Here is a 20,879-nt window from a genome sequence, read left to right on the forward strand (position 1 = left end):
CTGACATGAGCGTATTGAATTTCCCGCGTATCTACCTGGGCGGCCATCTGTTCTGGAACCCGCCGACCGCTAACAACAACGACATGTACCCGCTCTACGATGCGGTGAAGATGCAGATGAACTGGCGGTTCCTGGACAGCTTCAACGTCACCCCGCAGAACGCCGCCAGCACCTTGCTGCCGTGGACGATCGCGCCACTGCCACACAGCCAGATCCCCGGCTATGTCCTGCAAGTACCGGGCAACGCCTCGCAGTTGACCACGCCGATGATCCCCGGCGAATGGAACCTGTTCGGGGACAACGCCTGCGGCACCGTGAGCTACAACCAGATCCAGTCCGTGGTCACCGGCGGCGAGTTGCCCACCGGGGGGTATGTGAGCCAGGACCCGCTGATCAACCAGAGCTTCCAATTGCTCGGCAACCCGTTTGGCAGCAACGCGCCCACACCGGCGCGCTTTGTCGACGTGAGCCCCTGGCAGAACACCTTCACTGCGCTGTACTTCGACAAACTGGTGCTGGGCACCGACCAATGTGGCCTGACGCTCAAGCGCGAGCACCGCATGCTCGACCGCTTCCTGAACTTCAACTGGGCCAACCTCGGCGGGCTGAGCTACGTCACCACCACCTGGCAGACCTGTTTCCCGAAAGAGAACCTGGCCTGGGTCATCGGCAACTCGGCCTTGCTGCAAAACCTGCAGGCGCAGATGGAACAACAAAAAGCCAAAGGTTTGATGTTTCGCTTTTCCACCTACCTGACGTGCTACGACAGGAACGGTATTTTCAATAACTACCCGCCCATCGACACCCACTCCTCCAGCCCCGAAGCCCTGGCCAAGGTGACGGCGATGTATCAACAAGGGCTGGATAACGTCGGCGATATTTTCTTCAACCCGGCCTACAGCCGCACGGTCGGCACCCTGGGCCTGTGGCTGGACGGTGAATTCCCCACCGCCCCGGCCGGTCGGCGCCTGATCCCGGCCAACCCGGTGCCGATCACCTCGCCCACGCAAACCACCTCGGCCAAACTCGGCGTGATCTCGGCGCAGGCCCATGGCGATACGTTGTCGCTGGACCTGGGCAACGCCTTTCCGTTCTACCCGGTCGACAAGACCGCGCCCATCCCGGTGGCGGCCAAGTTCCAGGCCGGCAACTACCAGATCGGTATCCGGCAGGGCGAGCAATTCAGCCCGTTGGCCAGCTTCGGCTATGACGATTACCAGCAGGCGGCGTTCGACCAACGTGCGGGTATCCTCGACCTGCCCCTCACCGCCCAGGCCCAGGCGCAGCTGCAAACCGGCACGCTGGAACTGCAACTGCAAGGCGCCACCACGCCCCCCGCCGCCACCCAGCAAATGTGGACAGCCGAAGTGGTGCAGAGCGCCAGCTTCATCGACGTGGGCGACACCAAGACATTGCAGATCATGGTGCAATACGATGGCCTGCCAGCGCCGGCCGGGACCGTGTTGTGGGTGGCGGAGTACAGCAATGCCTACATGCTGTGCACCACCGATTACTACCTGGCGTTCAGCAACGCGGCCGACTTCACGCTGTTCAACAACGACCCGCAAAACCCGATCAAGAACAGCGCCAACCTCCCGCAATTCAACGGCACGTCGACACTGCTCGCCGAAGTCACCGAGGGCACCGGTCGCCAGCTCATGGCCACGCGGATCGTCGAATCAGACGATCAAACGGTGCCGGTGACCTACCAGCAATTCCTGCCGACACCCGCCTCCGTCGCCCTCAGCCCGTGCCTGTCGTTCGCCAACCCGATCCCCCGGCAAGGCACGTTGCAAGACCCGCTCAGCAACACGGTGCAGTACAGCGTGACCCAGATCCAGACCGACGCCAACGGCATTGCCAACCTGACGGTCACCGCCCAGGCCCCTGGCTTTCCGACCCTGCGTTTCTTTGTGCAGGAAGGCCAGCAGGCACCGGTGATCCCGTTCAGTTTCCCGCTCAACCAGGCCTTCACCGACTTCCTCGCGCCACTGCGCGTGTTGCCGCTGGAGCCGCAGATGCAGCAGGACTTTGTCGACGCATGGAACCAGGTCTACCAACGTGAAGACGCCGGCCAACTGATCTGGGAGAGCTTTATCTACCCCTTCATCCTGCAACCGTTCTATTACCTGTACCCGATCATGAGCAAGTACATGCCGCTCAATTCCCTGACGCGCATCGAAGGTGCCGTCGACCAGCTGATTGTGTTGATCAGCAAGGAGTACCAGGAGGAAAGCACCCTGGCGATGCCCATCACCCGCGACATGCCGCAAAGCCGGCGCGCCGTGCTGGAGCTGTGGGCGCAGGCCCTGGTGAAGCGCAATTACCCACCCGTCCCGCTCAGTATGAGCGACTACTCGTAAGCCTCGGACAGGACCACCGGGTGACGCACCTGTCACCCGGACTTCAAAGGAGTGTCATATGAACACCAGCCTCTTGAGTCGACTGTTTCTGCTCCTGCTGCTGCTCAGCCCCGCGGCGTTTGGCGGGCAAGACAGCGGCGCAGAGTAACGGGCATAAGGCGCAGTGGAACCAGCTGATGCAGCGCAAACCCTGACCCCCAAGGAAGGATCGCCATGAAAAGCCTCATTTGTTGTGCCGTGATAGTCATCGGCCTGGCCAGCCCGCCGGCGCTGGCCAGGGAAACGCCTGCGGCGTCGACGCTGGCCGCCCCACTCAACTGCCAGCCGCCCAGCAGTGCACCGGTCGCCACCGCCAGCCAGGACCAGTTCGATCAATACAGCTGGCAGATGTTCATCGCGTTGAACTGGCCGGCCCAGGACGGCCAACGCGGCACGCCCAATTGCAGTCAACAGCCCGGCGATGCGGGCTATACCGTGTGGCAGACCTACAAGACCGTCGAGGAAATTTTCTTGCCGAATGCGGCCGACCCTGGCCCATGGAACACCCCGCTGGCGGCCAGAACCCTGGGCATCATCAACATTGCCGCGTTGAAAAACACGCGACAGGAGACCTTCATTGACCAGGCCGTCGGCGGCTGGCTGATCGACCAGGCCGGCAACCCGACCTACTACGACATCGCGGCCAACGAGACCTCCTACAACTACATCGTCGCCAACCGCTTCTACAACGCCGATGTGGTGTCCAAGGCCAACAACATCCAGTTCCCCAACGGGGTCATCGAGATCAAATCCAGCTGGCGCATCCTGACGCCCAATGACAATGCCAGCCGCTACCTGACCCAACTGGCGCAGGTTGCCACGTTCAACGAGCAGGGCCAGCGCATCGGTACCCAGCAGGCGTACCTGGGGCTGGTGGGCCTGCACATCATCACCAAGCCGGCCGGCTACCCGCAGTGGGTCTGGTCGACCTTCGAGCAGATCGACAACGTACCGTCCAATGCGACCACCAGCCCGCCCTACAGCTACTTCAACCCCAGCGCCGCCCACGTCAACCAGTCGCCCTGCACCTGGCAGCCCCAGGGCGCCCAACTGGTCTGCGTGCCGCTGCCGGGCACCACGTTCCAGACGCCCGACCCGCTGAGCCGGTTCACCCCGATTGCCGCGCTGACCGACGACGTCAACAAACGCTACCGCGCCGAGCCGGGCCTGCAAAACAGCGTGCTCAAGTACTACCAACTGATCACCACCCAGCGCCCGCTGCGGCCGAACGACCCGAGCAACCCCTTGGGCACGCCAACGCCCGCGCTGTCGGCCAACGTGACCATGGAAAGCTACATCCAGCCCAACAGCAGTTGCATGACGTGCCACTCCATGGCCACACCGGCCAAGAGCCTGTTCACCTCCGATTTCTCCTACCTGTTCAAATTCGCCAATGCCCCGGGTACCCGCCCGTCCAAGGAAAAGGAATAGACCATGAGTATTCTGAATGGACCTCGCCTGAATTTCTGGGGCGGCATCAGCACGGATGTCAGCGTGTCGAACAACACCCCATGCCTGCCCCAAGGCACGGCACACAGCTGGCCGGTGTTTGACCTGGCCACCTCGACCCTGGCGCCGCAAGCCGAGGCTTTCAGCGACGACCAGTTGAACGACATGCTCAATACCCCCGGCGGAACACGCTACACCCTCGGCGGCTGGAACCACTACGGGCAGCACCTGGTGGAAACCCAGGACGCCTTGATCAGCTCCCAAGGCAGCCCGGGCAGCATCAGCACCACCGGCGACCTGGTGGGCCAGGCGGTCTACCTGCTCGGTTCGGTAGACCCGGTGACCGGCCAGGGCCCCCACTCCGGGCCGATGATGGTGGACCTGGACCCGACGGCGTCCACCACCACCCAGATCTTCGTCGGTGGCCTGCAGATCGGCGCCAGCGACAACGTCCAATTGCTGATCCACTGCGATACCGTGTGCAGCAGTTTCGACGTGCAGGGCCGCGTGCTGCTGCCGGGCACCATGGACGCACCGGGCTCGTTCCACGCCAGTGGCACGTTCCAGCTGACCTTCCCGCTGAGCAGTATCGTCAGCTGGAACACCAGCAGCCCTGGCCTGCAATCGATCATCCAGGCACCGGGCGCGACGGGCATCGTGCTGCGTTTCGTGATGTTCGAGATGTGCCCCTTGATGACCACCGAACAACTGAACGCCGATTACGCCTTGGGCCAATACACGCCCAACCCCAGTATTGGCCGGGTCATCGGCACCCTGGCCCCGGCATTCGCCGACGAGCCGCTGACCTGCCAGCCGGGGCGGCAGTTGGTCAACCAGTGCACGTCCAATGCAGCCTATGCCGAGTTGGCCAGCAATGGCCTGCTGAGCCTGGACATGGTGAACGTCATCCCCAAGGAAACCTTCCGGGCGGTCAGGGACGACATCACCAGCGCGATCGGGCCGAACGCCAATTACGGCACCGTCAGTATCAGCGCCGGCACCACCCTGCTGACCACCCTCGACCCCACCAGCAGCCCGTTGGTCGACTACTACGTGTATGGCGGTATCGTCGACGTGCCCCTGAGCCCCAGCCAACAACAGGCGACCCAGGTCTCGCCCTTGTCCATCACCGCACCGGGCACGGTGGCCGGGACCACGCTGAACGCGATCGAATCGACCTACCGGGTGTACGGTGATCAGCGCAATGTCTACCTGGAGGACTACCCCGATGGCCTGTCGATCACCTTGCAGGTCCGCTATCTGGGCGGCCCGGTGCCCGACACCACCGATATCGGCCTGACGGTCACGCCTCCGGCGCTCTACACCGACCCGCAAAACTACGACTTCCTCGATGTCCCCACCACGCTGACGGTGAAGGCCGGGCAACTGGCTGTCCGCGTACCGGTCAGCGTCAAGCCCGGCACCGCGGCCCAGGCGGGTTTCGCCGCCTTGACCTGCACCGCCAATGGCCTTGACAGCAGCGGCTACTTCACCAATTTCCGCAAGTACGCCCAGACCGACTTCGGCATTCCCAAGGGCACAACCATTACCTGGGAACTCATGTACCCAAATGTCCTGCGCTTTCACTACCTGGCCTTCCCGGCCATGTCGCGCTATGTGGCATTGAACCAACCGGATGCGGTGATGGGCGCCAAGAACGCGATCCTCGCCCGCACCGCCGACACCTACAAAGGCACCACGTTGTTCATGCCGGTGGTGCGCTCGATGTCGCCCTGCCAACGCGCCCTGTTGCGCGCCTATCTCACCGGCGAACCGTGGCAGCCACCCCAATAGGAGAGCGATCCCATGACCTGGCATATCCCCGCCCACCCCGACGAAACCCTGCGCCCCAGCACACTGATCGCCGAGGGGCTGCTCAACCCGCGCGGCGTTTGCCTGCGGGCCGATGACAGCCTGTTACTGGCCGAGGCCGGTTCGGGCCTGGCGGACCAACCCTTCAGCGGGCGTATCAGCCTGCTGCAACCAGACCCGCAACGACCCGGCGCCTACCTGCCCGGTGAATGCCTTGCCCAAGGGTTTCGCGCGATGAACATGCAGGCACGCATGCTGCGCGATGAAATCATGGGCCTGTCAGACATCGCCTGCGGTGACGGGCACTGCATGGTCAGCCAGACCGACTATGTCAGTGGCTCCAAGTTGCTGGACCTGCAATACAGCCCGCCCGAACCGGTGTTCCACAGCCGTGGCAACCTGAATGCGCTGTGCTGGCACCCAACCCGACGCAGTTGGCTGGCGGTCAAGCCCGATACCAACCAACTGGTGGAGTTCAGCGACGGCCAGGACGAGCAGGTGCGGGTGCAACTGCCCGAACTGGAACAAGGCCAGGAGGCCGTACCGGTGACCCTGGTCTACGAACCGCAGACCGACGCGGTGCTGATCAGCCTGTTCTCCGGTGAATTGCGGGGCGACCCGGCGCGCCAGGGCATCGACTTTGCCGACAAGGCCGGCCAGGTGATTCGGGTACACCCGGCCAGCGGTCGGATCGAGGTGCTGATTGACGGGCTGCAACTGCCCACCGGGTTGGCGTGGTGCCCGGACGGCAACCTGCTGGTGCTGGAATTGTGCAGCCACCTGCAACAACCCTTGCCGCCGGACTGGAACGGTGCCGTCCTGCACGGCGGCTTTACCCGCTTCAGCGGGCGGCTGTTGAGCTGCAACCTGGACACCGGGCAAGTCGCCGTACTGGCACGCGGGCTGGATACGCCGTCCAACCTGTGCCGGGTCCAGGATGCGGTGGTGATCAGTGAAGGCATGGGGCTGACGGGGCGGCCGATACCGGCGCCGGATAACAGCGTAGTGGCACTGAGCGGCCGGCTGCGGCGAGTGCAACTGGCCTGACAGCTTTTTTTCACCGGGATATTGCTCCGCATAACTAAAAGTCCATAATGGACAAAATAGTTTAATGCGGAGCAAACCCATGTCCAGCACGCCTTATGTGATCAACCCGGCACAGGCCCGCGAGTTACTCGCTCAAGTCGATGTACCGCAGATCCTGCGCAAGTTGTTTCACGACCTCGCCGCCGGGCAGGCGGTGCAGCCCGCACAGCAACAGGTGGAGTTTCCCCAGGGCGCCGGCGACTTTATCAACTACCTGGGCGTGCTGGCCGAAGACGGGGTGTACGGGGTCAAGACCTCGCCCTACATCGTGCGCGAGCAAGGGCCGCTGGTGACCGCATGGACGCTGTTGATGTCGATGCACACCGGCCAACCGTTGCTGCTGTGTGATGCCGGTGAGTTGACCACCGCTCGCACCGCCGCCACCACGGCCCTGGCGGTGGAGGCACTGGCGCCATTGGCGGTACGGCGCCTGGCGATCATCGGCAGCGGCAAGGTCGCCCAGGCGCACCTGCGCTACGTGCAGAACCTGCGCGACTGGCAGCACATCAGCCTGTTTTCGCCAAGCCTGGCCAACGCCTCCCCCACGACCCTCGCGCAGCTCGGCAGCCTCGATCCGCGCCTGGTCATCGCCAGCAGTTGCGCAGCCGCGGTGGAGGATGCCGACGTGATCCTGCTCTGCACCTCATCGGCCGGCCCGGTGCTCGACCCGGCGCGCTTGAGCAAACCGGCACTGATCACCTCGATCAGCACCAACGCCCCTCGCGCCCATGAAGTACCGCCCCACGCCCTTAACGACATGCAGGTATTCTGCGACTACCGCCAGACCACACCCGGCGCGGCGGGCGACATGCTGATCGCCAGCGAACAGCACGGCTGGGACGCCAGCGCCGTCATGGGCGACCTGCCCGAGCTGCTGACGGAAATGGCGCAGCGCCCGAACAATGACCGCCACGTATTCTTCCGCTCTATCGGGTTGGGCCTGGAAGACATCGCCCTGGCCAATGCGCTCTATCAGTTGCAGCGCTGACCCCACCTATCAGGAGACGAGCATGAGTCACGCAGACTTCATCATCATCGGTGGCGGCATCGCCGGCGCTTCCACGGGTTTCTGGCTGGCGCCCCACGGCAAAGTGCTGGTGCTGGAACGTGAATCGCACCCCGCCTATCACTCCACCGGGCGTTCGGCGGCGCTCTACACCGCCGCCTACGGCACCCCGCAAGTGCGGGCGCTGACCCTGGCCAGCCGTGAGTTTTTCGACAATCCGCCCGCCGGGTTCTGCGAGCACCCGCTGCTGACGCCACGGGGCGAGATGACGGTGGACTTCATCGGCGACCCGACCGAGTTGAACCGCCAATACCTCAGCGCCAAGGCCACCGTGCCGCAGGTCGAACAGCTGAGTGCCGACCAAGCCTGCGCGCGGCTGCCGATCCTGCGTCGCGAAAAAGTCCACGGGGCGATCTATGACCCGACCGCCAGCGATATCGACACCGACGCCCTGCACCAGGGCTACCTGCGCGGTATCCGCCGCCACCAGGGCGAGGTGCGAACCGACCACCACGTGCTGGGCCTGAGCCGCGACGCCGACGGCCTGTGGCACGTACAAACCCAACAGGAAACCTTCACCGCGCCAATTATCATCAACGCCGCCGGGGCCTGGGCCGACCATATCGGCGGGTTGGCCGGCGCGGCTTCCATCGGCCTGCAACCCAAGCGCCGTTCAGCGTTTATCTTCGCCGGCCCCGAGGGCGTGGACAGCCACGCCTGGCCGATGCTGGTTGCGCTCGACGAAGCCTTCTACATGAAACCCGACGCCGGCATGTTCCTCGGCTCACCGGCCAACGCCGACCCGGTGGAACCCCAGGACATCCAGCCCGAAGAGCTGGACATCGCCATGGGGATCTACCAGATCGAAGAGGCCACCACCCTGACCATCCGACGCCCGACCCGCACCTGGGCCGGCCTGCGCAGTTTTGTGCACGACGGTGACTTGCTGTCCGGTTTCGATCCTCGGGTGCCCGGCCTGTTCTGGGTCGCGGCGCAAGGCGGTTATGGCATCCAGACCTCGCCCGCCATGGGCCAGGCCAGCGCGGCCCTGGTGCGCGGCGCGGCGTTGCCGGAGCCACTGGCGCGGTTCGGCCTGGACGCTGGTATGCTCTCCCCCGAGCGCCTGGAGCCCCATTGATGAACACCGCTGAACAAGACAAGGTCCTGCAGAACTTCCGTGCGATCGCCGATGCGATCGCCACGCTGTTCTTTCCCCATGCCGAGGCCGTGCTGCACGATTTGCGCACGCAAAAGGTCGACTACATCGCCAACAACCTGTCGAAACGCGCCATTGGCGACGACTCGGCGCTGGAAGACATGCTGTCCGACGATGTGCGCGAAGTGAATATCGGTCCCTACGAAAAGCTCAACTGGGACGGCCAGAAAATTCGCAGCCTGAGCACCGTGCTGCACGACCACAAAGGTCGCCCGCTGGCGGTGCTGTGCATCAACCTGAATATCTCGCTGTTTGAAAATGCCAAGGCCGCGCTCGACCTGTTCCTGTCACCGAGCAAGCTGATCCCGCAACCGGATTCGCTGTTTCGCGATGACTGGCAGGAACGCATCAACACCTTCCTGCATGCGTGGATGCGCGAACGCCAATTGAGCCTGAACCTGCTGACCCGAGATCATAAGCGTGAGTTGGTACTGGCGCTGCATGCCGAAGGCGCCTTCAAGGGCAAGAGCGCCTCGAACTATGTGGCCAATGTATTGGGGATGGGGCGGGCGACGGTCTACAAGCACTTGAAGGAACTCAAGAGCTGAACGCCCGGCAAATAGCGCTGGTGTGGTGATCGGGCTGGCCACAGGGAGATTGGTCAGGGGCTGAGAAGTTGTGTAGATGCCTATGGTTATCGGGAGCAAGCTTGCTCCCGCATTTTACCCGCCTATGACGCTCAATCGCCGTAGATATCCGACTTGAAATAGTGCTGGGAAATCTTCTGGTACTCGCCACTGGCACGAATGCCATCGATGGCCGCATTCAACTCGCTGACCAACGCAGTATTGCCCTTGCGCACTGCGATCCCGGCACCCTCGCCCACGTATTTCGGGTCCTTGAGCTCCGGGCCGACAAAGGCGTAGCCCTGGCCGCGCGGCATGGACAGAAAGTCGCTCAGGGGGATGGTGTCGGCAAAGATCGCGTCCAGGCGCCCTGCCGCCAGGTCCATGTAGATTTCTTCATTATTGCCGTAGCGCTTGACGTTGATGCCCTGCGGTTCAAACACCTCGGTGGCATAACGATCGGTGGTGGTGGCGCGTTGCACGCCGACCGTCTTGCCCTTGAGGCTGGCGTACTGGTCATCCACCACCGCGCCCTGCTTCATCACCAGGCGCGATGAGGTGAAGTAATACTTGTGGCTGAAATCCACCGACTTCTTACGGTCCTCGTTGATGGTCATGGACGACAAGGCCATGTCGATCTTCTTCACTTTCAGCGACGGAATCAGCCCGTCGAACTCGCCTTCAACCCACACGCATTTGGCTTTCATCTGCGCGCACAGCGCATTGCCGATGTCGTAGTCGAACCCGACGATCTTGCCGTCCTCGGTCTTCGAGGCAAACGGCGGGTAAGCCGCCTCGATGCCAATGCGCAGGGTTTTCTCGGCGCCCAGCACATGGCTGGAAGCGAGCAGGCTCAGGGCCAGGGCGGTGATAAGGGAGCGTTTCTTCATGATCGTGTTCTCGCAAGTTGTTGTTGGTTTGGCAAGAGTGAAGAAAAGGTGACGCCGGCGAGCATTTTTTGTACTTATAATTCCATAATGGACTTTTGTGTATTTCACGTCAATCCACACGCAAACACTTCATCGCCATCCATTTCCAGGCATCACACGACCGCCCTCTCGCGCGTGAGAAGGTCGCGAAACATCACAGGGGCAGGCAAAAAAATCATCAGTGGAAAAAGCCCAATGCGCTCTTTCGGGGCGCGGCGCAGGGGCCTGACAGGCATCAGGAAAACAGGCGTGCTTTATAACGGTGCATCAGTATGTGCGTGGCGCATACCCTATTCTCAAACGTCATGACTCTGTATTTTGGCGCGTGGTAGTCTCGCTGGTTTATGAATAGGCATTGATCGTACTTCGACGATGACCAGCACCAGGATAGATCATGCCAAAAATGTCCCACTCCGCTCTTCGTCGTAATTTCCGTGAACTGCTTGGCGCACAAAAATGCGTGGAGACAGCATCTGTTTTCGATCCGATGTCCGCGCGAATCGCGGCGGACCTGGGTTTCGAAGTCGGTATCCTCGGCGGCTCCGTCGCCTCGTTGCAGGTACTGGCGGCGCCCGACTTTGCGTTGATCACCCTGAGCGAATTCGTCGAACAGGCCACCCGCATCGGCCGTGTCGCCCAGTTACCGTTCATCGCAGACGCCGACCACGGCTACGGCAACGCCTTGAACGTGATGCGCACCGTCGAAGAGTTGGAACGTGCCGGCGTCGCGGCGTTGACCATTGAAGACACCCTGCTGCCGGCGCAATTCGGGCGCAAATCGACCGACCTGATTTCCGTCGAGGAAGGTATCGGCAAGGTCAAGGCCGCCCTCGAAGCCCGGGTCGACCCCGAGCTGTCGATCATCGCGCGAACCAACGCCGGCGTGCTGCCCACCGAAGCCGTGATTGAACGTACCAAGGCCTACGAAAAAGCCGGTGCCGACGGCATCTGCATGGTGGGTATCAGCGACTTCGAGCACCTGGAGAAAATCGCGGAAAACCTCACGGTACCGTTGATGCTGGTGACCTATGGCAACCCCAAGCTCAATGACGCCGAGCGCCTGGCCCGCTTGGGTGTGCGCGTGATCGTGGCCGGCCATGGCGCCTACTTTGCGTCGATCAAGGCGACCTACGACAGCCTGCGGGCCCAGCGTCAGCTGACCCACAGCACCTCGAACCTGAGCGCCACGGAGCTGACGCATACCTACACCCTGCCGGAAAGCTATGTGGCATGGGCCAAGGAATTCATGGACGTCAAAGAGTAACCAGCGGCGGGCCGCCGGCAGGCAACTCCGGGCCGTGGGGCGCAAGCATGGACATCAGGTATTCGCCAAAGCCGCCACGGCACTTGTAGTCGCGGCGCGCGCTGGTGATCACCGGGTTGGTGGCGGTCCAGGCGATTCGCGCGCCGGTCCGCTCAAGGTCGGCCACAAGCCGCACGTCTTCATGAGTGACCAGGTGTTGAAAGCCACCGGCGTTGCGGTAGGCATCGGCACTCAGGCCCAGGTTTGCACCGTGGATGTGGCGATGGTTTTCGATGAATTGGTACAGCTCCAGGTAGCGCGAGCGCACGCTTTCATCATGCTCGCTCCAACTGTCCACTTCGACGGTGCCACACACCGCGTCAGCGCCACATTCGATCTGGCGCACCAGCCAATCACGGGGCACCCGTGTGTCCGCATCCGTGAAGGCAAGCCATTGCACACCGGCCTCCAGCAAGTGCTCAGCGCCCACGGCCCTGGCCTTGCCGACGTTCTGAAAGCACACCTCGAGCATGCTCGCCCCGCGCGCCGCCACCTGCTCGACCGTGCCGTCCGAGCAGGCGTCCAGCACCACCAGTATCTCAACCCGCTGGCCCTGCAACGCCGGATGCTCACTGGCAAGTCGCACAGAAGCAAGGCACTCGCTGATATGCCGTTCTTCGTTATGGGCAGGTATCACAACCCCTATCATTGACGTTCCCTCACCTGGCGAAGTATCTCCAGCTATCGACCTGTCGCTCAGTGAGAAGGTTTAAATAATCTTGCGTACAGGGCGTGCCTGTCAGTTAAGGAGGAACACTGTAACTGTGGCGAGCGGGCTTACTGTGGCAAGCGGGCTTGTTGTGGCGAGCGGGCTTGCCCCGCGTTGGGCTGCGCAGCAGCCCCAATAAGGCCGCCGCGTTTATCCAGGCATATTAAATCGTTAGGTTTTGGGGCCGCTTCGCAGCCCAACGCGGGGCAAGCCCGCTCGCCACAGTAAGCCCGCTCCACAGTAAGCCCGCTCGCCACAGGTTACTTACTGTTTGCTCGTTCTATCTCTTAACTGACTGGCATTCGGGCGTGCCCGCTCATTCATCGAATGGTCAGGGCCCCGCCCGTACTGTTCCAACAACCCAGCCAGTTCCTCGTAGCACGCAGCGAGATGCGGGGCCCCCAGCCTGCGCATCGATTTTGCCGTTCGCCGGGCCTGGGCCGCGCTCACTGCGGTGTTCAAGGCATGCCTGGACAGTCGCCGAGCGCCCCTTTGCGCACATTCGGCAATCGCCGACCTCGGCGCCAATTGGCCGGTCTTGCGTTGCAGCCGCCCCAGGCTCCGGCTCAATTGCAACGACACATAGCCGGCTGGGTCAGCCTGTGGCTGATCTGCGCCCAACAAGGCCAGCAACGACACCATTCGATGTTGTTGCTTCGCCTGCCATCCAAGCCTGTCCAATCGGCTGCCCTGACGCAGCAAGCGTCGTGTGTCCCTCTCCAGCGCCTGCCTGAGTGCCCGTATGGGGCTGGCGGATTTCTTCGGAAACAGTTGGAAAGCCAGCAGGCAAACGGCAAGCGCCACCATCCAGGCCAGTGCTTGATTGGCGAACTCGACAAAGTCGTAGTGCGCCGTCTCCCCGGTGCTGACCAGGGTATTGAACGTGATCAGGTAGGCAATGCCTTGCAGCGCATGGCGCGGTCGGGTCGTGGCATGCATGCCGAATATCCAGAACGCGGCGAGCACTACGCTGAGCAGTGCAAACCCACTGATGTGAGGCAGCAGCAGAAACTTGCAGGCCGCAGCCGCCAGGATGCCGTAGAGCGTGCCCTTGATAAAACCGCGCATGCCCTGGGTGGGTGCGGCGCTGGTAGCCAGCAATGTGCAACATGGCCCCACGACCGCCAACAGCGTTGGCCCTTGGTCCCAGCCGGTCAGGTACCAGATGGCCGCCGTCGCCAAAATCGCCAGCAACGCTCGCAGGCCGTTGCGCAGCGCGTCCCCATAGTGTCGGTGAAAGCCCACTGCACGGGCAGGCACTTGGGTATTGCGTTGCAGGCTGGCAAAACTCAACAAGGCGCTGCACAGGTCTGCCAAGGATTCATCCAGGTACTCTGCATCGCTCGCGTGCCGCTCAAGATCGCCCGCCAGCCAATGTTGCATGGCCCTGACGCGCTCGGCTGCCGTGGAAAAATCCTGCGTGGCGTCGGCCAGCCCTTCGCCCAGCGGTTGCAGCTCCCTGCCAATGCGGGCAATGGCGGGTAATGCAGACCGATGGGACGTACTCTCGGCCAGGACCACGCCCTGCAGGTACGCAAGCCCCGCCTGCAGCGTCGGCATCCGGGAGCGGATCAGCGCGGACTCGCCCCGGCCGATGCCGAGCAGATCATCTACCTGGCTGATCTCAAGCGAGAGTGGCCCAGCGGCAAGGCTCGGGGGCGCGTCCTGCTCGCCACTCAACCGAATCGCCAGCCAGCGTATCGTGCGGGACGTCACGCTGATGAGCAGCCGATTGAGCTTCTGCTCGACGGTCTTGCGGCTGAACAGCGTCGCCACCAAGCTCAGGCTGAAGACCCCGAGTACCACCGCCGTACCGCGTGTCACGATATGCTCGAAGCTTTGCTCGGGAGCGACAATCGCCGGGCCCAGGGCAAGGCATACGGTGTAACCGGCGACCACGGCCGCGGTAGCGTGATAGTGCCGCAGCACCGTCATGGCACCGACGCAGAGACCGAGCCACACACCGACCCCAAGGATAAACAGCAGCATTTTCTGGGCGAACAGGGCGGTCAGCACGAAGGCCGCGACGATCCCCACCAGCGTGCCCAGCACACGATGGAAACCCTTGCCGACCACGGCGCCCTGGATCGGGTGAATCAGCAGCAACACCGTCGACGCCGCCGAGAACGGCGCATCCAGGTGCAGTTGCAAGCCCAGCCACAGGGCCAGGGTGGCCGCCGCGACACTGCGCGACACGTAGCCCAGCGTCTGCGGCGTACATGGCAGCGGCAGCCCACTCAACACGCTCAACAGGCGGCCCTTCATCACATAAATGCCTGAAGCCAGCGTGACAGCCGCCAATGTCGCTCGGCGCCGGCCTCACTCACTTCGACACTGGCCGTCATCCCCGCCGCCAACTCCACGCCTGGGGGCACGCTGTCTAGTTCAATCCGTACGGGCACCCGCTGGGCGAGTCGTATCCAACTGAACGTCGGGGCCACCTGGGGTAAACCGCCCTCGCTGCGCAGCTCGTTACCATCGGCGATGCCCCGCCCGATACTGGCGACATGGCCTTCAAGCAAAGGCGCAAACCCCATGAGTTTGATCGACGTGGCGGCCCCCAGTCGCACACCGGGGAGCTTGGTTTCTTCAAAGTAAGCAGTGACCCAGAAGCTGTGCGCATCGACCACAAACACATTGGTCGTGCCGGCGACGGCGTAGTCACCTGGCTGCAGGCGCAGTTGAGTCACGTAACCATCGACCGGCGAACGAATGGTCGTACGCTCGAGGTCCAGCCGGGCTTGGGCCAACTGGCTCTGGGCCGCCTCCAGGCGGGCCTTGGCCACTGCCAGGTCCCGCGCCGCATTGTCGGTTTCTTCCCGTGCAATCGCATCGCCGAGTTGGCTGCGGCGCTGGAGCTGTGCCGTACGTTGCGCGAACACGCTACGTGCCTCTGCCAGCTCGGCGGCGCGCTGTTGCTGGGCCAGCAGATAGGCGCGCTGATCGATCCGATACAGCAACGCGCCCTTGGCGACCCACTGGTTATCCCCCACGAGGACGTGTTCGACCTGGCCGGACACCTCCGGGGCCATCCGGATGACATGCGCACTGACACGTCCGTCGCGCGTCCAGGGCGCCAATACGTAGGCTCGCCACAACTGCGTACAGAACAGCAGCGCAACCAGCCCCAGTACCAGCGTGGCGAGCGTCTTGAAGAGGTTATTGATAGACATGGCGCCTCGCTTAGACCATCAGGACTAACGTCGAAAGGATGATGAGCGAGACAAAAAAACGCGCCAGGCTCGGGTGCCAGGCCCACTCCAGCCAGCGGCGGATGGTGCGTTCCAGCAGCCCGTAGACCAGGGCTGAAACACCCAGGTAAACCAGCAAAGGCGGGATATAGAGGTTGGCAATCGTGATTTCGCTGAGCATCGGTGGGTCTCGCCGTCGACCATCAACGCGATGGCCTTGCTGACGATGTTAGGTAATACGCACCCTTGCCGATATTGAGTATGCTGCCAGAATATAATCAAATTCAGCCAAGTTGCGGTGATGGGGCATGCACGAGACAAATCACGCCACGATTGAACAGTTCGAACTCGATCGCCTCGACCAACCTGCCGTGGCATTGATGCTGGGCGCCCAGCGCAACGACACCGAGTTTCCCGTACACACCCACCGCAAAGGCCAGCTGGTAGTGGCTTATCACGGCGGCATCGTGTGCACGGTGGAGGATGGGGTGTGGATGGTGCCGTCAGGGTTCGGCGTGTGGATTCCGGGTGGCGTGGCCCACAGCAACCGGGTCACGGCCAACGGTAAAGTCGGCTTTGTTTTTGTGGAGCCCGGCGCGGCGGCGCTACCGCAACAGTGCTGTACGTTGGTGCTGTCACCGCTGATCCTGGAGCTGATCCTGCACCTCAGCGCCCAGGCCCAGGACTACCCGCCAGCGTGTGCCAACGCGCGATTGGCCAGTGTGCTGCTCGAACAGCTGGAACTTGCCCCGACGGAACAGTTGTACCTGCCGCTGCCCGCGACGGCGCAGTTGCGCGTGATCGCGCGCGGGTTGGCCCAGGACCCGTCCAACCGCTGCACCATGGCCCAGTGGGCGCGCCAAGTGGCCATGAGCGAGCGCTCCCTGGCCCGCCTGGTCAAACGTGAAACCGGGCTGACCTTCGGTCAGTGGCGCAAGCAATGGCAAATTATCGTAGCGCTGCAAAACCTGGCCGAAGGCGAGTCGGTACAGCACACCGCTGAAGCGCTTGGCTATGAGTCGGTCAGCTCATTCATCAGCATGTTCCGCAAGACCCTGGGCACGTCGCCGGCACGTTATATCCGCGCCACGGCCATGCCGGCCTCGCGCGCGCAGCCCTGACGCACGCCTCCAGCCCACCCGCAAGCCCAGTGATCATCGCTGGGCGGTCCGCGCTCATTGGCGCTCCCTCGCCCTGCTGAGCCAGGCGTCCCGAGCACACGCCTCGCCCCCCCCTGAAAAGGTGTACCACCTGACCTTTTGTCGCGGTATTTATCGACGGCCCATCGCTGGCTCTTGCACTTAAGGTATTATGGTATACCATCATACACGGACCCACTCACACCCGACGGAGCAGCTCATGAGTTTCGAAATCCGCAAGATCGTCAGCTACGTAGAAGAAACCTTTATTGAAGGCGGCAAGGCCTCTGACACTCCCGTCACCATGGTTGGCCTGGCGGTCGTGTTGAAAAACCCCTGGCTGGGTCGCGGGTTTGTCGAAGACCTGAAACCGGAGATCCGTGCCAACTGCTCGGACCTCGGTGCACTGATGGTAGAGCGCCTGGTGGGCATCATTGGTGGCGCGCAGAAGATCGAAGCCTACGGCAAGGCCGCCGTGGTCGGGGCTGACGGCGAGATCGAACACGCGTCGGCGATCATCCATACCCTGCGCTTCGGCAACCACTATCGCGAAGCGGTCAAGGCCAAGAGCTACCTGAGCTTCACCAACAAGCGCGGTGGCCCGGGCACGTCGATCCAGATCCCGATGATGCACAAGGACGACGAAGGCCTGCGCTCGCACTACATCACCCTGGAAATGCAGATCGAAGACGCGCCGCGCGCCGATGAAATCGTGGTGGTGCTGGGCTGCGCAGACGGTGGCCGCCTGCACCCGCGCATCGGCAACCGTTACATCGACCTCGAAGAGCTGGCGGCGGAAAAAACCCAGTAAGCCAAGACCGTCACTCCAACAAAAAAGGCATGCAGGAGCGCTCCATGATTCGGCTCACCGCTGAACGTACCCCGGCTGGCACCAGTTACCTGGCGACCGGCCAAGGCCAGCCTGTGGTTTTGATCCACGGCGTGGGCCTGAATAAAGAGATGTGGGGCGGCCAGGTGGTTGGCCTGGCCACCCATTACCGCGTGATCACCTATGACATGCTCGGCCATGGCGCCAGCCCGCGCCCGGACAGCGGCACACCGCTGCTCGGTTATGCCGACCAACTGCTGGAGCTGCTCGATCACCTGCAATTGCCCCTGGCGACGGTGATCGGTTTCTCAATGGGCGGCCTGGTGGCGCGCGCCTTTGCCCTGCACTACCCGGAACGCCTCAACAGCCTGGTAGTGCTCAACAGCGTGTTCAACCGCAGCCCCGAACAGCGCGCCGGGGTGATTGCGCGCACCGCCCAGGCCGCCGAGCATGGGCCGGATGCCAATGCCGAAGCGGCCCTCTCGCGCTGGTTCAGCCGTGAATACCAGGCGGCCAACCCGGCGCAGATCGCCGCGTTGCGCCAGACCCTGGCCGGTAACGACCCCCAGGGCTACCTGACCACCTACGAGCTGTTCGCGACCCAGGACATGTACCGCGCCGACGACCTGGGCAGCATCCAGGTGCCGACCCTGGTGGCCACCGGCGAGCTGGACCCCGGCTCGACACCGCAGATGGCCCGCCAATTGGCGGAGCGTATTCCCGGCGCAACCGTGGCGGTATTGCCCGAGCAACGGCATATGATGCCGGTTGAATCGCCGCGCCTGGTCAACCAGCTGCTGCTGGACTTCCTCCAGACGGCGCACTCCCAACAACACCCGATAAAGGGGATCGTGGCATGACGCTTGAACGCTTCCAGATGTGCATCGGCGCAGAATGGGTCGATGCCTTGTCCGGCAAGACCTTTGACAGCCTCAACCCGGCTCTGGCCGAACCTTGGGCACAGTTGCCCGATGCCGATGAAGCCGACGTGGAACGCGCGGTGCAGGCTGCGCAACAGGCCTTCGACAGCCCGGCCTGGCGCGGCCTCACCGCCACCGCGCGGGGCAAACTGCTGCGCCGCCTGGGTGACCTGATCGCCGACAACAAGGAACGCCTGGCGCAGCTGGAAAGCCGCGACAACGGCAAGCTGATCCGCGAGACCCGTGGCCAGGTCAGTTACCTGCCGGAGTTCTTCCATTACACCGCAGGCCTGGCCGACAAACTCGAAGGCGGCACCCTGCCCCTGGACAAGCCCGACCTGTTTGCCTACACCGTGCATGAACCCATGGGCGTGGTCGCCGCGATCATTCCCTGGAACAGCCCGCTGTACCTCACGGCGATCAAGCTGGCGCCGGCCCTGGCGGCGGGCAACACCATCGTGATCAAGCCGTCGGAACATGCCTCGGCGACCATCCTCGAACTCGCGCGCCTGGCCCTTGAAGCCGGGATTCCGCCGGGCGTGGTCAACGTGGTGACCGGCTACGGCCCAAGCACCGGGGCCGCCCTCACCCGCCATCCGCTGGTGCGCAAGATCGCCTTTACCGGCGGTGCAGCCACGGCGCGCCATGTGGTGCGCAGCAGTGCCGAGAACTTCGCCAAGTTATCGCTGGAGCTGGGCGGTAAATCACCGAATATCATCTTTGCCGACGCCGACCTCGACAGCGCCATCAACGGCGCGATTGCCGGGATCTACGCCGCCTCCGGGCAGAGCTGCGTCTCCGGTTCGCGCCTGCTGGTACAGGACGAGATCTACGACGAATTCGTCGAGCGCCTGGTGGAGCGCGCCCAGCGCATTCGCATCGGCAACCCCCAGGAAGATGCCAGCGAGATGGGCCCCATGGCCACTGCGCAGCAACTGGCCGTGGTCGAGGGCCTGGTGGCCGACGCCATCGCCGAAGGCGCGCGCCTGCGCACCGGCGGCAAGCGCCCGCAGAACCTGGGGGCCGGCTGGTTCTATGAGCCGACCCTGTTCGAGTGCGACCGCAACTCGATGAAGATCATGCAGGAAGAAGTCTTCGGCCCGGTGGCCTCGGTGATCCGCTTCAAGGACGAAGCCGAAGCCCTGGCGATCGCCAACGACTCGCAGTTCGGCCTCGCCGCCGGCATCTGGACCCGCGACCTGGGCCGCGCCCACCGCCTGGCCCGGGACGTGCGCTCGGGGATCATCTGGGTCAACACCTACCGCGCCGTCTCGGCCATGGCGCCCATCGGCGGCTTCAAGAACAGCGGCTACGGACGCGAAAGCGGCATCGATTCGGTGCTGGCCTACACCGAGCTGAAGACGGTGTGGATCAACCTCTCCCAGGCACCCATGCCTGATCCTTTTGTGATGCGTTAAGAGACCCCGACCATGATCGAACCCGGCATTTACAAAGACGTCATGAGCTCGTTCCCCTCCGGCGTCACGGTGGTCACCACCCTGGACCCGGACGGCGGCATCGTGGGCATTACCGCCAGCGCGTTCAGTGCGCTGTCGATCGACCCGGCCCTGGTGCTGTTCTGCCCCAACTACGCCTCGGACACCTACCCGGTGCTGCGCGACAGCAAGCGCTTTGCGATTCACTTGCTGTCGGCCGACCAAACCGCCGAAGCCTATGCCTTCGCCAGCAAGGGCAAGGAAAAGGCCAAGGGCATCGAGTGGCACCTCAGCGACCTGGGCAACCCGTTGCTGGCCAAGGCCACGGCGATCATCGAGTGTGAGTTGTGGCGCGAATACGATGGCGGTGATCATGCGATCATCGTCGGCGCAGTGAAGAACCTGATCCTGCCCGCGCAACCGGTCACGCCGATGATCTACCACAAAGGCAAGCTGGGCCCGCTGCCCACCCTGGCCTGAGGAGCACAGTACGATGAGCAACGACAAATATGAGCAGGGCCTGAAAATCCGCACCCAGGTGCTGGGCGAAGCCTATGTGCAGCGCTCCCTCGAGAATGCCGACGATTTCACCCGGCCCTTGCAGGAGATGGTCACCGAGTACTGCTGGGGCCATGTGTGGGGCCGTGAGGGTTTGTCGCTTAAAGAACGCAGCATGATAAACTTGGCAATGATTTCGGCCCTCAATCGACCTCACGAGCTCAAGCTGCATGTACGTGGCGCCTTGCGTAACGGGCTGAGTCGTGAACAAATACGCGAAATTCTGCTTCAGGTCGGCATTTATTGCGGGGTTCCCGCCGCCGTGGACAGCTTCCGGCTGGCCCGGGAAGCTTTCGCCGAAGCCGATGCAGAGGCCACCCGTTAACCC

At 63.1% G+C, this 20,879-nt stretch carries 19 protein-coding genes; 14 read left to right on the forward strand and 5 right to left on the reverse strand.

Annotated features, from left to right (window positions below):
* Window positions 1–5 precede the first annotated feature (5 nt).
* The 7 genes from P2T68_RS23270 (at window position 6) to P2T68_RS23300 (ending at window position 9,519) form a co-directional block, all read left to right on the forward strand.
* A complete protein-coding gene (locus P2T68_RS23270) occupies window positions 6–2,363 on the forward strand; it encodes a hypothetical protein (RefSeq protein ID WP_024074719.1) in 2,358 nt (785 codons plus the stop codon).
* A 213-nt stretch (window positions 2,364–2,576) separates the two neighbouring features.
* Window positions 2,577–3,833, forward strand: a complete 1,257-nt coding sequence (locus P2T68_RS23275) for a hypothetical protein (RefSeq protein ID WP_277378349.1) — start codon at window positions 2,577–2,579, stop codon at window positions 3,831–3,833.
* 3 nt (window positions 3,834–3,836) lie between these two features.
* Window positions 3,837–5,645: a hypothetical protein gene (locus P2T68_RS23280; protein ID WP_277378350.1), complete on the forward strand. Its 1,809-nt coding sequence runs from the start codon at window positions 3,837–3,839 to the stop codon at window positions 5,643–5,645.
* A gap of 12 nt (window positions 5,646–5,657) precedes the next feature.
* Entirely contained in the window at window positions 5,658–6,710 is a 1,053-nt protein-coding gene (locus tag P2T68_RS23285) for a hypothetical protein (RefSeq protein WP_277378351.1), read from the forward strand.
* A 79-nt stretch (window positions 6,711–6,789) separates the two neighbouring features.
* Entirely contained in the window at window positions 6,790–7,737 is a 948-nt protein-coding gene (locus P2T68_RS23290; protein WP_069075659.1) for an ornithine cyclodeaminase family protein, read from the forward strand.
* 22 nt (window positions 7,738–7,759) lie between these two features.
* Entirely contained in the window at window positions 7,760–8,893 is a 1,134-nt protein-coding gene (locus P2T68_RS23295) for an FAD-binding oxidoreductase (RefSeq protein WP_024074713.1), read from the forward strand.
* On the forward strand, window positions 8,893–9,519 hold the full coding sequence (locus P2T68_RS23300; protein ID WP_277378352.1) for a PAS domain-containing protein: 627 nt from the start codon (window positions 8,893–8,895) through the stop codon (window positions 9,517–9,519). Before P2T68_RS23295 ends, P2T68_RS23300 begins: the two co-directional genes overlap by 1 nt.
* Before the next feature lie 131 nt (window positions 9,520–9,650).
* Here the strand turns inward: P2T68_RS23300 and P2T68_RS23305 are convergent, their stop codons facing one another.
* Window positions 9,651–10,427: an ABC transporter substrate-binding protein gene (locus tag P2T68_RS23305; protein WP_069075658.1), complete on the reverse strand. Its 777-nt coding sequence runs from the start codon at window positions 10,425–10,427 to the stop codon at window positions 9,651–9,653.
* Between the two features lie 433 nt (window positions 10,428–10,860).
* On the opposite strand from P2T68_RS23305, the gene P2T68_RS23310 reads away from it, so the two are divergent.
* Window positions 10,861–11,730 carry an oxaloacetate decarboxylase gene (locus P2T68_RS23310; protein WP_024074710.1) on the forward strand — a complete coding sequence of 290 codons (870 nt, stop codon included), beginning with the start codon at window positions 10,861–10,863 and terminating at the stop codon, window positions 11,728–11,730.
* On the opposite strand, the gene P2T68_RS23315 is transcribed toward P2T68_RS23310, so the two are convergent.
* The 4 genes from P2T68_RS23315 to P2T68_RS23330 form a co-directional block, all read right to left on the reverse strand.
* A complete protein-coding gene (locus P2T68_RS23315; RefSeq protein WP_277378353.1) occupies window positions 11,720–12,418 on the reverse strand; it encodes a glycosyltransferase family 2 protein in 699 nt (232 codons plus the stop codon). The genes P2T68_RS23310 and P2T68_RS23315 overlap by 11 nt on opposite strands.
* Before the next feature lie 324 nt (window positions 12,419–12,742).
* Window positions 12,743–14,743 carry an FUSC family protein gene (locus P2T68_RS23320; RefSeq protein WP_277378354.1) on the reverse strand — a complete coding sequence of 667 codons (2,001 nt, stop codon included), beginning with the start codon at window positions 14,741–14,743 and terminating at the stop codon, window positions 12,743–12,745.
* Window positions 14,743–15,651: an HlyD family secretion protein gene (locus tag P2T68_RS23325; RefSeq protein ID WP_150293795.1), complete on the reverse strand. Its 909-nt coding sequence runs from the start codon at window positions 15,649–15,651 to the stop codon at window positions 14,743–14,745. Before P2T68_RS23325 ends, P2T68_RS23320 begins: the two co-directional genes overlap by 1 nt.
* Before the next feature lie 10 nt (window positions 15,652–15,661).
* Entirely contained in the window at window positions 15,662–15,850 is a 189-nt protein-coding gene (locus tag P2T68_RS23330) for a DUF1656 domain-containing protein (protein ID WP_041160899.1), read from the reverse strand.
* A 127-nt stretch (window positions 15,851–15,977) separates the two neighbouring features.
* Here P2T68_RS23330 and P2T68_RS23335 point away from each other — a divergent pair, with 127 nt between their 5' ends.
* The 6 genes from P2T68_RS23335 (at window position 15,978) to P2T68_RS23360 (ending at window position 20,876) form a co-directional block, all read left to right on the forward strand.
* Window positions 15,978–16,790: a helix-turn-helix transcriptional regulator gene (locus P2T68_RS23335; protein WP_024074706.1), complete on the forward strand. Its 813-nt coding sequence runs from the start codon at window positions 15,978–15,980 to the stop codon at window positions 16,788–16,790.
* A 238-nt stretch (window positions 16,791–17,028) separates the two neighbouring features.
* Complete coding sequence (locus tag P2T68_RS23340) at window positions 17,029–17,619, forward strand: amino acid synthesis family protein (protein ID WP_024074705.1); 591 nt, start codon at window positions 17,029–17,031, stop codon at window positions 17,617–17,619.
* A 44-nt stretch (window positions 17,620–17,663) separates the two neighbouring features.
* Window positions 17,664–18,497 carry an alpha/beta fold hydrolase gene (locus P2T68_RS23345; RefSeq protein ID WP_024074704.1) on the forward strand — a complete coding sequence of 278 codons (834 nt, stop codon included), beginning with the start codon at window positions 17,664–17,666 and terminating at the stop codon, window positions 18,495–18,497.
* A complete protein-coding gene (locus P2T68_RS23350) occupies window positions 18,494–19,975 on the forward strand; it encodes an aldehyde dehydrogenase (RefSeq protein WP_024074703.1) in 1,482 nt (493 codons plus the stop codon). The genes P2T68_RS23345 and P2T68_RS23350 overlap by 4 nt, the downstream gene beginning before the upstream one ends.
* Before the next feature lie 12 nt (window positions 19,976–19,987).
* Window positions 19,988–20,473, forward strand: a complete 486-nt coding sequence (locus P2T68_RS23355) for a flavin reductase family protein (protein WP_024074702.1) — start codon at window positions 19,988–19,990, stop codon at window positions 20,471–20,473.
* 13 nt (window positions 20,474–20,486) lie between these two features.
* Window positions 20,487–20,876: a carboxymuconolactone decarboxylase family protein gene (locus tag P2T68_RS23360; protein ID WP_024074701.1), complete on the forward strand. Its 390-nt coding sequence runs from the start codon at window positions 20,487–20,489 to the stop codon at window positions 20,874–20,876.
* Window positions 20,877–20,879: the final 3 nt, after the last annotated feature.

Origin of the sequence: Pseudomonas sp. G11 (assembly GCF_029457515.1) — a bacterium.
Lineage (GTDB): Bacteria > Pseudomonadota > Gammaproteobacteria > Pseudomonadales > Pseudomonadaceae > Aquipseudomonas > Aquipseudomonas gorinensis.